This is a genomic window from Actinomycetospora sp. CA-101289, from assembly GCF_050955895.1.
GTDB lineage: Bacteria > Actinomycetota > Actinomycetes > Mycobacteriales > Pseudonocardiaceae > Actinomycetospora.
This window is the reverse complement of the sequence record NZ_CP192093.1, coordinates 3186469-3199480: the sequence shown is the minus strand read 5'-3', so window position 1 is coordinate 3199480 and position 13012 is coordinate 3186469. Positions and strand designations below refer to the sequence as shown.

Sequence of the window (13012 nt, the reverse complement as noted above, 5' to 3'; positions counted from 1 at the left end):
GGTGGGGCCGGCCGCCGATCCTCCCGGACTCAGGGCACGCGCGAGGCGCCCCGCCGTCCGAGCCGCCGGAGCCGGTCGCGCAGCCACGTCGCGGCGTCGGTCGACCACAGGGCCCAGGCGACGAGCACCGGCTGCCCCAGCAGGCGCAGCCCGCGCGCGAGATCGGTGTCCAGACCGAAGGCCGGGCGCTGCTCCACGAACTGGGCGACGTTGCCGGGGAAGACGGCGACGAAGGACGCGGCGACCACCAGCCCGACGGCGACGCGGTGCCGCACCAGCAGGACCAGGGCGAGCCCGAGGACGATCTCGACGACGCCGGAGACGAGGACGACGAGGTCGGGGTCGGCCGGGAACCAGGACGGCACCTGCGCCCGGAACTCCTGGCGGGCGCCGGTGAGGTGCGCCGCGCCGGCGAACAGCAGGAACAGGCCGAGCAGGACACGGGCGACGAGGCGCAGCACCCGTCGAGTCTGCCGCGGGCCCGTCAGCCCGGCGCCACCTCGTCCTCGAGCCCGATCGCGCGCATGGCTGCCGACGTGGTCTCGACGTGGTGGGCGAGCAGCACGAGGTCGTGCAGGCGGCCCTCGCGGTCGCGGACGTGGTCGGTGAGCAGCGCCTCGCCGGTGAACCCGAGCCCGGAGAACATGCCCAGGAGCGCCTCCTGGTCGGCGACGACCTCGACGACCACCTTGCGGAGTCCCTGCTCGAGGGCGCGCAGGAGGGCGTGCCGGGCCAGCGTGCGGCCCAGCCCCGCGCCGCGGTGGCGGGGGTGGACGACGAGCCGGATCTCCCCGACGTGGTCCGACCAGCCGTGCAGCGGCAGGACCGCGACGAACCCGGCCACCTCGCCGTCGTCCAGCGCGAGCCACTGCCGCCCGGGCCGCATCCACCCGCGGATCGCCGCGGGGCCGCCCACGTCCTCCTTGACGAAGGTCAGGTCGCCCGCGGGGAGGTCGGCGAAGAAGCGCGCCAGGGCGTCGACGTGGTCGGCGTCGAGCTCGACGACCGTCGTGGTCACGAGGCCTCCCGCGGGTCCGGGGCGACGGCGTCGCTGCGCCGCCGCAGGAAGTCGATGATCGTCGGGATCGTGGTGCGCGCGGCGGTGCGGCCCACGACCAGGCCGATGTGCCCGGCGTCGAGACGCAGCTCGTGGCGGTCGGGCGAGCCGACGAGGTCGATCAGCGGGGCGGCCGCGGCCTCGGGGACGATGTGGTCGCGGCGGGCGAGGACGTTGAGGAACGGCACCGTGATGTCGCGCAGGTGCACCCGGTCCCCGCCGAGCTCGAGGCGGTCGGCGAGCAGCCCCTCGTCCCGCACGAGCATGTCCACCGTCTGGCGGGCCGCGGCGCCGGGGAACGGGATGTGGTCGTCCGACCAGCTCGTCATGGCCTGGTAGGCGTCCAGGTACTCGTCGCTCCACAGCTGGTCCCACAGCGTGACGTAGCGGCTCACCTCGGCGGTCGGCTTGAGGGCGCGGAAGCTCTGCAGCACCACGTGCGGAGGGACGTTGCCGTCGTCGTCGAGCACGTCGTCGAGCTCGAGGCCGCCGCGCGTGAAGAGGGCGGCCATGGGCCCCATCGCCGCGAAGTCCACCGGGGTGGCCATCACCGACAGGCTGCGCAGCGGGCTGTCGGGGTGGTGCGCGGCGTGCAGCAGGGCCGGGTCGCCGCCGAAGCAGTACCCCAGCAAGCTGACCTCGTCGGCACCCGAGCGCCGCAGGACCTGGCGGATGCCCGCCGGGAGGTAGTCGTCGACGTAGTCCTCCAGCCGGTTCCGGGCGTCGCGCTCGTCGGGCTCGCCCCAGTCGAGCAGGTAGACGTCGAAGCCGGCGTCGAGCAGGCGCTCGACGAAGCTGTTGCCGGGAGTGAGGTCGAGGATGTAGCTGCGGCTGATGAGGCTGAACACGATGAGCAGCGGCGGCCCGAGCCGGACCCCGCCCTCGCCGGCGTTGCGGTAGTGCCACAGCTCGCAGCGCCCGTGGCGCCACACCACGTCCTTCGGGGTCAGGCCCGTCCGGACGCGCCGCGTGCCGGTGACCAGGCCGATGCCGTTACGAGCGCGGAGGGCGTTGCGCTCCACGTCCCGGCGGATGCGGTCGAGCACGCTCTGCGGGGCCGCCTGCTCTGCTGCCATCGATCGCCTCCGTCGTACCGGACCGGGCGGGGGACTCCTGGTCGAGGCGCAGCGTCAGACGCCGGACGTCGCGGTCCAAGGCACCGATCTGGGCGCGCAACCGCGCGACGTCGCTGCCCGCGGGCAGGTTCACCAGGTGCCACACCGCGGCGCTGGTGTCGGCCAGCCGGTGGCGCACCGTGGCCTGGGCCCACGTGACCGTCGCCGCGACCCGGGCGTACTCGTCGGTGCGGACGAGGGACTCCAGCCGCGGCGCGACCGCCCCCTCGACCGCGTCGAACGCGCGGCGCCACCACGCCGCCTGCTCGGCCATCACGTGCGGGGTGTCCCCGGTCACGCCGCCGGGCAACCCGGGCGCACGCGACGAGACGGGAGTCCTCGATGACCGACCTGGCGACGGCACTGCGCGAGACGGCCGACCAGCACGGCGACCGGCCGGCCCTGCGCCTCGACGACCACGTGGTGACCTACCGCGCGTTCCTCGAGGCCGCCCAGGGAGTGGCCGGCATGCTGCGCGCCCGCGGGATCGAGCCCGGGTCCCGGATCGGCCTGGTGTTCCCGAACGTGCCCGCGTTCCCGGTGCTGTTCTACGGCGCGATGCTCGCCGGCTGCGCCGTGGTGCCGATGAACCCGCTGCTCACCGCCCGCGAGATCCGCTTCTACCTCGAGGACTCGGGGATGTCGGTGGTGTTCGCCTGGGACCAGGCGGCGCAGGCCGCGACCGAGGCCGCGCAGGAGGTCGGCATCGAGGCCGTGGCCGTCGGCGCCGCGGGCCCGAGCCGCGAGCAGCTCGGCGACGCCGAGCCGCTGACCGAGCCGGTGCCGCGCGCCGACGACGACACCGCCGTCGTGCTCTACACCTCCGGCACCACGGGCACGCCCAAGGGCGCCGAGCTGACGCAGTCGAACCTGTGGACCAACGCCCGCACCTCGGCGCAGACGCTCATGGAGATCACGCCTGACGACGTGGTGATGGGCTGCCTGCCGCTGTTCCACGTCTTCGGGCTGACATGCGGGCTCAACGCGTCGGTGCTCAGCGGCGCCTGCCTGACCCTGCTGCCGCGCTTCGACGGCGCCAAGGCGCTGTCGATGATCGGGCGGGACCGGGTGACGGTCTTCGAGGGCGTGCCGACGATGTACTCGGGGATGCTGCACGCCCCCGACCGCGAGCAGTACGACGTCTCGTCGCTGCGGGCCTGCGTCTCGGGCGGCTCGGCGATGCCGGTGGAGGTGCTGCGGTCGTTCGAGGAGGCCTTCGACTGCATCATCCTCGAGGGCTACGGGCTCTCCGAGACCTCGCCGGTGGCGTCGTTCAACCACCCGCACGCCGAGCGCAAGCCCGGCTCGATCGGCACGCCGGTGGCCGGGATGGAGATGCGGCTGGTCGACGACGAGGGCCGGGACGTCGGCGATGACGAGGTCGGCGAGATCGCCATCCGCGGCGAGGGCCTCATGAAGGGCTACTGGGGGCGGCCCGAGGCGACCGCCGAGTCGATCCCCGACGGCTGGTTCCGCACCGGTGACCTGGCCCGGCGGGACGCGGACGGCTACTTCTCCATCGTCGACCGCAAGAAGGAGCTGATCATCCGCGGCGGCTACAACGTCTACCCGCGCGAGGTCGAGGAGGCCCTCTACGAGCACCCGGCGGTGGCCGAGGTCGCCGTGATCGGGATCAAGCACACCGACCTGGGCGAGGAGGTCGGCGCGGCGGTCTCCCTCAAGCCCGGGCAGGACGCGGGCGTCGACGAGCTGCGCGATTTCGCCAAGCAGCGGGTGGCGGCCTACAAGTACCCGCGCCACGTGTGGATCGAGGACGAGCTGCCCAAGGGGCCGACCGGCAAGATCCTGCGCCGGTCCGTGGAGCCGCCCGCCGACGTGGCCTCCGGGAGCTGAGCCGGCGCCCGACTACGCCGACAGCGCGTCGGTGAGCAGGGCGACGAGCGTCGCGTGCTGCGCGTCGGTCGACGACCCGACCTCCTCCTCGGAGCCGTCCAGGGCCGCCGCGGCGAGGCCGGCCTTGTCGTCGATCAGCGCGGCGATCCGGGCGTCGATCGTCTGCGCGGCGATGATCCGCCAGGCGGTGACCGGCTCGGACTGGCCGATGCGGTGGCTGCGGTCGATCGCCTGGGTCTGCTCCGCGGCGGTCCAGGTGAGCTCCGCGAGCACGATGTTCGACGCCACCTGCAGGTTGATGCCCACCCCGGCCGCGGTCAGCGAGCAGACCGCGATCGCCACGCCCGGGTCGTCGACGAACGCGTCGATGTTGCGCTGCCGGACGGCGGGGGTCTGGTCGCCGCGGATCGAGGAGTACCGCACGCCCTGGCGGGCGAAGGTCTCCTCGGCGGCGTCCATGACGTCGACGTGCTTGGCGAAGAAGACGACCTTGCCCGCGCTGCGCGCGAGCTGGGTGGCGTAGTCGGCGGCCAGCGCGGCCTTCGCCTGGCCGATGCGGCGCATCATCGTGAAGACGTTGTCGCCGTTCGACGCGCCGGCCGCGTCCTTCTGCTCCCACGTGGCGACGCGGCGCACGAGGTCGTGGTCGATGCCCTCGGCGGGGTCGGAGCCCCGCGCGGCGAGGGCGTCCCGGTACCGGGTGACCATGCGGCGCGCGAGGTCGCGCTCGGCCGCGCGGATCGAGCGGCCGGTGGCCCCGTCCAGCTCGACGGGCAGGTCGGCGACGCGGCGCTCGGGGATGTCGGCGGCCACGTCGACCTTGCGGCGCCGGACGATGCCCTGGTCGATCACGGCGCGCCGGGCGGCGGCGGAGAAGCCCGGGTCGGCGGGCGTCAGGCCCGTCTCGGTCAGCGCGTCCATGAGGTCGGGGCGCGGCTTCTTCTCGTCGATCCAGCCGAGGAACTCCCAGATGGCCAGGAAGTCCTCGATGTCGTTGATCAGCGGCGTGCCGGTCAGCGCCATGAGCAGCGGGCGCGCGGTGAACGACCGGATGCGCTCGGCGAGGGTCAGGACGTGCTGCGAGCGCTGCGAGGTCTTGTTCTTGATGAAGTGCGCCTCGTCGACGACCATCCCGCGGAAGCCGAAGTCGCCGAGCCACCCGACGTGCCGGTCGAGCACCTCGTAGTTGACGACGACGATGTCGGCGAACCCGTCCACGGAGTCGCCGTTGCCCTGGATCGCGGTGGCCCGGCGGCGGGTCGACCAGAGCCCGGCCTCGCGCAGCCAGTTCGTCTTGACGACGTTGGGCACGACGACGAGCAGGGGGTAGGCCTTGGCGGCCTCGGCGGCGAGCAGCGCCTCGGCCGTCTTGCCCAGCCCGGGCTCGTCGGCGAGCAGGAACGTGCGGTGCCCGTCCGCGGCCGCGGCGACCAGGCGGGCCTGGTGCGGCATGAGCTCGCGGCCGCCGGGGACCTTCCGCGTCGTCGGCTCCGGCAGCGGCATGCAGGCCGGTGTGCCGTCGCCGGCGCGCTCGAACGAGCGCAGCAGCGGGTCGAGGAGCTCCCAGCTGCTCAGCGGCGTGGGCTTGGGCCCGCTCGGGCGGACGGCCGAGTAGTCCGGGGCCAGGAACGGGTTGGCCATCTGGCGGGAGATGACCGACTGCGGCACGACGGCGGGCTTGGCCGGGGCCGCGGCGGTGGGCTCCGGCTCGGGCGCCGGCTCCTCGGCCGGGGCCTCGATGCCCGCGCGGCGCAACATCTCGCGCTCGAGCGCGCGGGCCTCGTCGGAGACGACCGCGTCCTCCGCGAGCAGCGCCAGCAGCGCCGGGTGCCGTACGGCGTTCTTCGCCAGCGCCGTCGCGATGTCGTCGAGACGCTTGAGGCGCGCGGTGCGCTGCGACTCGGTGCTGTCGGTCTGCGCGCGGATGCGGCCGCGCTCGTCGCGCAGCAGCAGGGCGACGGCCTGGAACTTGGTGCGCGTCGCCGGCGTCACCCGCCCGCTCTCGAGCGCGGTGCGGACGTCGCGCACGGCGCGTTCGAGCACCGACACGACGTCCTCGCGGTCGCGGCCGCGCCGTCGGTCCCTCGGGTCACCACCACGTGCCTTGGCACGGGGCTGGCCTCGTCGAGCCACGGACCTCCTTCGGAGTGCGCGGCAGCGCCGCCGTGGCGACCTGCCGCGCGTTGCCTGATCGACCGTCGGACGGGCGGAAGAGCTGGCCACGGCCCCGGCGGTGTGCGCACGGGGAGGGCCACCACGCGAGGGTGACGTCGTGCCCGTGCACCCCGGGCCGCCGGACGTGCGGAGCACAGCGGGCCGGGTTCGTGCTCCATCGTACCGCTCGGTCCCCGGAGGGCGACGGGGCGCGCCGGAACGGCCCGGTTCAGCCGCCGACGGCGGCCCGCGCCGCCCGGGCGCGCTCGCCCAGGGCGACGAGCACCGCGTCGTCGTAGTCCATCGGGCTGAAGGGCACCAGCTCGCGGATGCTGTCGTCGCGCACGACGACCTCGTTGCTCATCGAGTCGATGAGCGAGCGCCCGGTCGCGACGTCGACGTCGGTGACCAGCGACAGCCAGCGCGACGACAGCGACGGCGTCAGCAGCGGGACCGGCAGGACCAGCATCTTGCGGCCCTCGATCGCGGCCACCCGCCGCATCATCGTCAGGTACTCGAGGACCTCGGGGCCGCCGATGTCGAAGGCGCGGCCCGCCGTCGCGGGGACGTCGAGGACGCCGACCAGGTAGCGGACGACGTCGGCGACCGCGATCGGCTGCGTGCGGGTCCGGACCCAGCGCGGGCAGATCATCGCGGGCAGGTGCTCGACGAGCTGGCGGGTCATCTCCCAGGAGATCCCGCCGTGGCCGACGATGATCCCGGCCCGCAGCGTCGTCACCGGGACCCCCGCCTCGCCGAGCAGCTCCTCGACCTCGTGGCGGCTGCGCAGGTGCGCCGACAGGTCGTCCTCGCCGCTGCCGAGGCCGCCCAGGTAGACGATGCGGGCGACGCCCTCGTCCGCCGCGGCCCGCCCGAACGCGGCCGCACCATCGGCGTCGCGCTGCTCGAAGTCGGCGTCGCCCAGGGAGTGCACGAGGTAGAAGGCCACCTCGCAGCCGGCGAGCGCGGTGCGCAGCGACGCGGGGTCGCCGACGTCGCCGGCGACGGCCTCGCCCACACCGCGGTAGCCCGCCGGGCGCCGGGTCATCGCGCGGACGGAGTGGCCGGCGGCCTCGAGGGCGGGGGACAGCCGGGCGCCGACGAACCCGGACGCTCCCGCGACCAGCACCTTCACGAGCGGGTCCGAGCGGTCATCGACCGAGCATGCGGCCCCCACACGGAGCCGTGCAAACCGGGCGCCGTCCGCATCCGGGTTTGGTCCGGCACCCGGTCCGGCAACACCGTCCCACTCGCGCGGTACACCCCGGCTGCCGCACCCCGGACGACCCGCGGAGGTGACGTCGGTGGCACGAGGACGACGGAACGGGCAGGACGGTTCGGCCCTCGCGACCGCACTCGGGGTGTTCAGCCTCGGGCTGGGGACGGCGCAGGTGCTGAGCCCGGACGCGGTGTCCCGGCTGGCCGGGGTGCGGGGCAGCAGCCCGACCGTCCAGGCCGTGCAGCGGGTGTTCGGGGCGCGGGAGCTGGTGCAGGGCACCGGCATCCTCGCCTCCTCGTCGCCGCGGGGATGGGTGTGGAGCCGGGTGGCGGGCGACGTCGTGGACGTCGGCACGCTGTTGGCGGGCGCCCGTGCGCAGGGCCACGACCGCACCCGCCTCGCGATCGCGCTCGGGGCCCTCGCCGGGGTCGGCGTCGCGGATCTCGTCGCCGCGCTGCAGCTCTCGCGCGGCGGGGCCGAGACCGGCGGCGCCCTCTCGGCCACCGCGGCGATCACGGTGAACCGTCCCGCGGACGACGTGTACCGGCAGTGGCGCGACCTCGAGCACCTCCCGGAGTTCATGGCGCACCTGCGCTCGGTGCGCGCCGACTCCGCGACCCGCTCCCACTGGGAGGCCGAGGCGCCCGTGGGCACGGTGCAGTGGGACGCGGAGATCGTCGACGACCGGCCCGGTGAGCTGCTGGCGTGGCGCTCGGTGGACGGGGCGGACGTCGACAACGACGGCACCGTCCGGTTCCGGCCCGCCCCGGGCGGGCGTGGCACGGAGATCCGCGTCGACCTGCGCTACCGGCCGCCCGGCGGCCGGGCGGGCCGGGTCGTCGCGAAGCTCCTGGGGGAGGAGCCCGACCAGCAGCTGCGCGACGACCTGCGGCGCTTCAAGCAGATCGTGGAGGTCGGCGAGGTCGTGCGCTCCGAGGGCAGCCCGTCCGGCCAGAGCACCCGCCAGCAGGTCGGCCAGCGACCCGCCCAGCCGGCCCGATAGACCGCGAGGAGAGTGGACGATGCGAGCGACCTGCTGGACCGGCAAGCAGTCCGTGTCGGTGGAGACCGTCCCGGACCCGACCATCCTCAACCGGCGCGACGCGATCCTGAAGATCACGTCGACCGCGATCTGCGGCTCCGACCTGCACCTCTACAACGGCTTCATCCCGACCATGCGGAAGGGCGACATCCTCGGCCACGAGTTCATGGGCGAGGTGGTCGAGGTCGGCGACGGCGTGGAGAACCTGGCGGTGGGCGACCGCGTGGTCGTCCCGTTCCCCGTCGCGTGCGGGGTCTGCGGGGCCTGTGAGCGCGGGCTGACTGCGCTCTGCGAGAACTCCAACCCCAACGCCGGCATCGCCGAGAAGCTCATGGGCCACTCGCCGGCCGCGCTGTTCGGCTACTCCCACATGCTCGGCGGCTACCCCGGCGGCCAGGCCGAGTACGTGCGGGTGCCGTTCGCCGACTTCGGGGCGCTCACGGTGGAGTCCGACCTGTCCGACGAGAAGGTCCTGTTCCTCTCCGACATCTTCCCCACCGGCTACATGGGCGCCGACATGGCCGAGGTCGGACCCGGGGACGTCGTCGCGGTGTGGGGCGCCGGCCCGGTCGGGCAGTTCGCCGTCGCCAGCGCGTTCCTGCTCGGGGCCGAGCGGGTGATCCTCGTCGACCGGTTCGACGACCGGCTCGCGCTGGGCCGCCGGCACACGGGAGCGGAGACGTTGAACTACGAGCAGGTGTCGGTGCCCGAGGCGCTCAAGGAGATGACCGGAGGCCGCGGACCGGACAAGTGCATCGACGCCGTCGGCGTCGAGGGCCACCACGGTCTCGGCGCCCTGCACGCCTACGACCGGGCCAAGCAGGCCACCGGACTCGAGACCGATCGTCCGCACGCCCTGCGTGAGGCCATCACCACCTGCGCGAACGGTGGCATCGTGTCCGTCATCGGCGTCTACGGCGGGTTCATCGACAAGTTCCCGATGGGCTCGGTGATGAACCGGTACCTGACGCTGCGCGCGGGCCAGTGCCACGTGCACCGCTACATGCCGAAGCTGCTCGAGCACGTCCGGAACGGCGACATCGACCCCAGCTTCGTCATCACCCACCGGATGCCGCTCGAGGACGCCCCGAAGGGTTACCGCATGTTCCTGGAGAAGCAGGACGACTGCGAGAAGGTCGTGCTGACCCCGTAGGGGCGGCCGGTGCCTCCCCACCCCGCAGGTGTCACGGGGCGCGGGGCCGCCTCGTCACGGGTGCATGAGCACAACGGGGAAGAGCAGGATGCGGGTCCTGGTCGTCGGCGCCGGCTACGCCGGGGCGACGGCGGCGGTGCGGCTGGCCGGTCGGTCGGCCGGGCGCGTGGAGGTGACGCTGGTGAACCCGCGGGCGGGGTTCGTCAACCGGCTGCGGCTGCACCAGGTCGCTGTCGGGCGCCCGATCGCCGCGCCGTCGCTGCGCAGCATGGTGGGCACGGGCGTCACCCTGGTCGAGGGGCAGGTCGTCGCCCTCGACCCCGACGCCGGGCGGGCCACGGTCGCCGGGCCCGACGGCATGAACGAGGTGGCGTTCGACCGGGTCGTCCTCGCCACCGGGAGCACCACGGACGTGACGGTGCCCGGCGCCGAGCACGTCCACGCCGTCGGCGACCTGGAGTCCGCCCGCCGGCTGCGGCCCGCGCTGGCCACGGCGCCGACGGGGGCGGACATCGCGGTGGTCGGCGGGGGGTTCACGGGGCTGGAGACGGTGGCCGAGCTGGCGGAGGCCCGCCCGGACGCGCGGGTGCGCCTGGTGGCCGCGGGCGAGGTCGGCGGCTGGTTCACCCCGCGGGGCCGGGACCACGTGCAACGGACGCTCGGGCAGCTCGGGGTGGAGGCCGTCGGCGACACCCGCGTGCGCGCCGTCGAGCCCGGCCGGCTGCTGCTCGACGGCGGCGGCGAGGTGCCGTCCGCGCTGACCGTCTGGTGCGGGGGGTTCGCGGCCCCGCCGCTGGCCCGCGAGGCCGGGATCGCCGTCGACGACCGCGGGGCGGTGCGCACCGACGCCACGATGCGGTCGGTCTCGCACCCGTCGGTGATGGCCGTGGGCGACGCCGGGCACGCCCCCGGACCGGGCGGCGAGCGCTACAGCATGTCGTGCCAGTACGCGTTCCCGTCGGCCGCGCACGCCGCCGACCTGCTGCGCGCCGAGGTGCTGGGGCTGGGACCCGGCGGCGCGCTGGACCTCGGGTTCACCGCGCGGTGCGTGAGCCTGGGACGCGGCCACGGCGTGCTGCAGCCGACCGACAAGGCCGACGTGGCGCAGGGCCGGGCCGTGATCGGGCGCGGCGCGGTGGCGGCCAAGTGGGTCCAGGTCCGCGGGGTCGTGGCCGCCGTCGGCCTCGAGCGGCGGCTGCCGGGTGCGGCGCGCTGGCCGCACGCCGCCCGTTCCCGCGACGCCGCGGTCACGGGTCCCGCGACGTGACCCGCACCGAGGAGTTCACCGCGCTGCGGCCGCTGCTCTTCGCGATCGCCTACCGCATCCTGGGCAGCGTCGGCGAGGCCGAGGACGCCGTGCAGGAGACGTGGCTGCGCTACGAGTCGTCGGCGACCGAGCCCGTGTCGGTGAAGTCGTTCCTCTCGGCCGTGGTCACCCGGATCGCGATCGACACGCTGCGCTCGGCCCGGGTGCGGCGGGAGGTCTACGTCGGGCCGTGGTTCCCCGAGCCGCTGCTGATCGACCCGTACGCCGACCCGGAGCGGTCGGCGGAGCTGGCGGACTCGGTGTCGATGGCGGCGCTGCTGCTCCTCGAACGCCTCAGCCCGCTCGAGCGCGCGGTGTTCGTGCTGCGGGAGGTGTTCGGGTTCGGCTTCACCGAGGTCGCCGCGGCCGTCGAGCGCTCGGAGGCGGCGTGCCGCCAGCTCGCCGTGCGGGCCCGCCGGCACATGGAGCAGGGGCGGCCGCGGTTCGACGCCGACCGCCGCGCGCGGGAGGAGCTGGCGACCCGGTTCTTCGACGCCCTGCGCGACGGCGACGTCGACGGGCTGACCGAGCTGCTGGCCGCCGACGTCCAGGCCGTGGCCGACGGCGGCGACAAGGGCCCGGCGCTGACCCGGCCGGTGGTCGGCGCGCCGCGCGTGGCGCGGCTGGTGGCGGGGTTCGCGTCGCTCGCGCAGGGGCTCGTGGGCGTGGAGCAGCACCGGGTGAACGACCAGCCGGGTGCGGTGCTGCGCGATGCCGACGGCGCGGTGGTGGCCGTCATGGCCCTCGACGTCCTCGACGGCCGCATCCAGACCATCCGCACGGTGGTCAACCCGGACAAGCTCGAGCACCTCGGCCCGGTCGCGGACGCCTGGCGGCTGCGTGCCGAAGCCCAGGCGCGGCGCCGCCCGCGGTCGTGATCGCGTCCTTGTCGGGTGCCCGGAGCTCGGGCAGGCTCGCGGGTGTGGAGGATCACGTCGTCGTCCCGGGCGACAACATCGCCGTCGCCGGCAGCGTGGCGACGGCGGGCAGTGTCGCGGTGGTCGGCAGCGTGGCCACCGCGGGCAGCGTCGCGGTCGCCGGGAGCGTGGCGACCGCGGGCAGCGTCGGGGTCGCCGGCAGCGCCGCCACCAGCGGGAGCGTGGGCATCGCGGCCAGCGCCGTGACCCTCGTCGGGGTCCTCGTCGAGCGGTGCGTGGGCACGATCGCGTGCGTGGCGTGCCGCCGCTGCGTCGGCTGCATCGCGTGCGTGGACTGCGTCGACTGCGTGGGGTGCATCGGCTGCGTCGGGCTCCGCGGCGCGGTCGGCCAGCGGGGCGTGCGCGCCTAGCCTGCACCCGTGCACTTCGCGGCGATCGGCGACAGCTTCACCGAGGGCGTCGGGGACGAGCAGCCCGACGGGTCCGTGCGGGGGTGGGCCGACCACGTGGCGGTCGGCCTCGCCGAGGCGGCGGGCCACCCGATCTCCTACGCCAACCTCGCGGTCCGCGGGCGCCTGCTCGGCGAGATCGTGACCGACCAGCTCGACGCGGCCCTGGCCCTGCGCCCGGCGCCGACGGTGCTCACGCTCAACGGCGGCGGCAACGACATGCTGCGCCCGCGCACCGACCTCGCCCACCTCGCGGATCTCACCGCCGCCGTGGTGGCCCGCTGCGCCGAGGCCGGCGTCCGCCTGGTGCTCATCAGCGGCGCCGACCCGTCCGGCGGCATCCCGCTGGGCCGCGTGGTGCGCCGGCGCGCCGAGGCCCTCACCGCGAGCATCGCCGAGCTCGCCGCCGCGCACGGGGTGGCGTTCGTCGACGCCTTCCACGACGCGGAGCTGCACCGGCCGGGGTACTGGTCGCCGGACCGCCTGCACCTCGGCGCCCCCGGGCACCGGCGCGTCGCGGGGCTCGTGCTCGCCGCGATCCTGGACGGGGCGACCGACGCCGACGCCGATCCGGCGCCCGCCGACCCGCCCCGCAGCACCCGCGCCGAGCTGGCCTACTACCGCGAGCACGTGCTGCCGTGGGTCGGGCGGCGGGTCCGGGGCATCTCCTCCGGCGACACGGCGTCGGCGAAGCACGCGGACTGGGTGGCGGTGGTCCCGGGTGTGGCGGCCCGGGGGACCTGACGTCGACCTGTGGGCGATCTGGCCCTGTGCCGCCGAGAACG

At 75.0% G+C, this 13012-nt stretch carries 13 protein-coding genes; 7 read left to right on the top strand and 6 right to left on the bottom strand.

The genetic code is table 11. The features are described 5' to 3' along the window. Window positions 1-29: 29 nt before the first annotated feature. Genes ACQPX6_RS16015 through ACQPX6_RS16000 form a run of 4 tightly spaced genes read right to left on the bottom strand, consistent with a single transcriptional unit; the run spans window position 30 to window position 2470 of the window. A complete protein-coding gene (locus tag ACQPX6_RS16015) occupies window positions 30-461 on the bottom strand; it encodes a DoxX family protein (protein ID WP_433781210.1) in 432 nt (143 codons plus the stop codon). Between the two features lie 23 nt (window positions 462-484). After that, window positions 485-1018, bottom strand: coding sequence for an N-acetyltransferase family protein (locus ACQPX6_RS16010; protein WP_433781208.1), 534 nt, complete (start codon window positions 1016-1018; stop codon window positions 485-487). After that, window positions 1015-2133 (bottom strand): alpha/beta fold hydrolase, encoded by a 1119-nt coding sequence (locus ACQPX6_RS16005; RefSeq protein WP_433781207.1) that lies wholly within the window; start codon window positions 2131-2133, stop codon window positions 1015-1017. The genes ACQPX6_RS16010 and ACQPX6_RS16005 overlap by 4 nt, the downstream gene beginning before the upstream one ends. Continuing rightward, window positions 2051-2470, bottom strand: a complete 420-nt coding sequence (locus ACQPX6_RS16000) for a hypothetical protein (protein ID WP_433781205.1) — start codon at window positions 2468-2470, stop codon at window positions 2051-2053. The genes ACQPX6_RS16005 and ACQPX6_RS16000 overlap by 83 nt, the downstream gene beginning before the upstream one ends. 44 nt (window positions 2471-2514) lie before the next feature. On the opposite strand from ACQPX6_RS16000, the gene ACQPX6_RS15995 reads away from it, so the two are divergent. Then, entirely contained in the window at window positions 2515-4026 is a 1512-nt protein-coding gene (locus tag ACQPX6_RS15995; RefSeq protein ID WP_433781204.1) for a long-chain-fatty-acid--CoA ligase, read from the top strand. A 12-nt stretch (window positions 4027-4038) separates the two neighbouring features. Here the strand turns inward: ACQPX6_RS15995 and ACQPX6_RS15990 are convergent, their stop codons facing one another. Both ACQPX6_RS15990 and ACQPX6_RS15985 read right to left on the bottom strand, forming a co-directional pair. After that, window positions 4039-6075, bottom strand: coding sequence for a DEAD/DEAH box helicase (locus ACQPX6_RS15990; protein ID WP_433781203.1), 2037 nt, complete (start codon window positions 6073-6075; stop codon window positions 4039-4041). Window positions 6076-6409: 334 nt separating this feature from the next. After that, complete coding sequence (locus ACQPX6_RS15985) at window positions 6410-7315, bottom strand: NAD(P)H-binding protein (protein ID WP_433781202.1); 906 nt, start codon at window positions 7313-7315, stop codon at window positions 6410-6412. Window positions 7316-7484: 169 nt separating this feature from the next. Between ACQPX6_RS15985 and ACQPX6_RS15980 the strand changes: the two genes are divergently transcribed. The 6 genes from ACQPX6_RS15980 (at window position 7485) to ACQPX6_RS15955 (ending at window position 12971) form a co-directional block, all read left to right on the top strand. After that, window positions 7485-8402: an SRPBCC family protein gene (locus ACQPX6_RS15980; protein WP_433781201.1), complete on the top strand. Its 918-nt coding sequence runs from the start codon at window positions 7485-7487 to the stop codon at window positions 8400-8402. Between the two features lie 19 nt (window positions 8403-8421). After that, entirely contained in the window at window positions 8422-9594 is a 1173-nt protein-coding gene (locus ACQPX6_RS15975; protein ID WP_433781200.1) for a zinc-dependent alcohol dehydrogenase, read from the top strand. Between the two features lie 88 nt (window positions 9595-9682). Then, a complete protein-coding gene (locus tag ACQPX6_RS15970) occupies window positions 9683-10861 on the top strand; it encodes an NAD(P)/FAD-dependent oxidoreductase (RefSeq protein WP_433781199.1) in 1179 nt (392 codons plus the stop codon). Next, entirely contained in the window at window positions 10858-11778 is a 921-nt protein-coding gene (locus ACQPX6_RS15965; RefSeq protein ID WP_433781198.1) for an RNA polymerase sigma-70 factor, read from the top strand. The genes ACQPX6_RS15970 and ACQPX6_RS15965 overlap by 4 nt, the downstream gene beginning before the upstream one ends. A gap of 44 nt (window positions 11779-11822) precedes the next feature. Continuing rightward, a complete protein-coding gene (locus ACQPX6_RS15960) occupies window positions 11823-12188 on the top strand; it encodes a hypothetical protein (protein ID WP_433781197.1) in 366 nt (121 codons plus the stop codon). A 9-nt stretch (window positions 12189-12197) separates the two neighbouring features. After that, entirely contained in the window at window positions 12198-12971 is a 774-nt protein-coding gene (locus ACQPX6_RS15955) for an SGNH/GDSL hydrolase family protein (protein WP_433781196.1), read from the top strand. The last annotated feature ends 41 nt before the right edge of the window (window positions 12972-13012 follow it).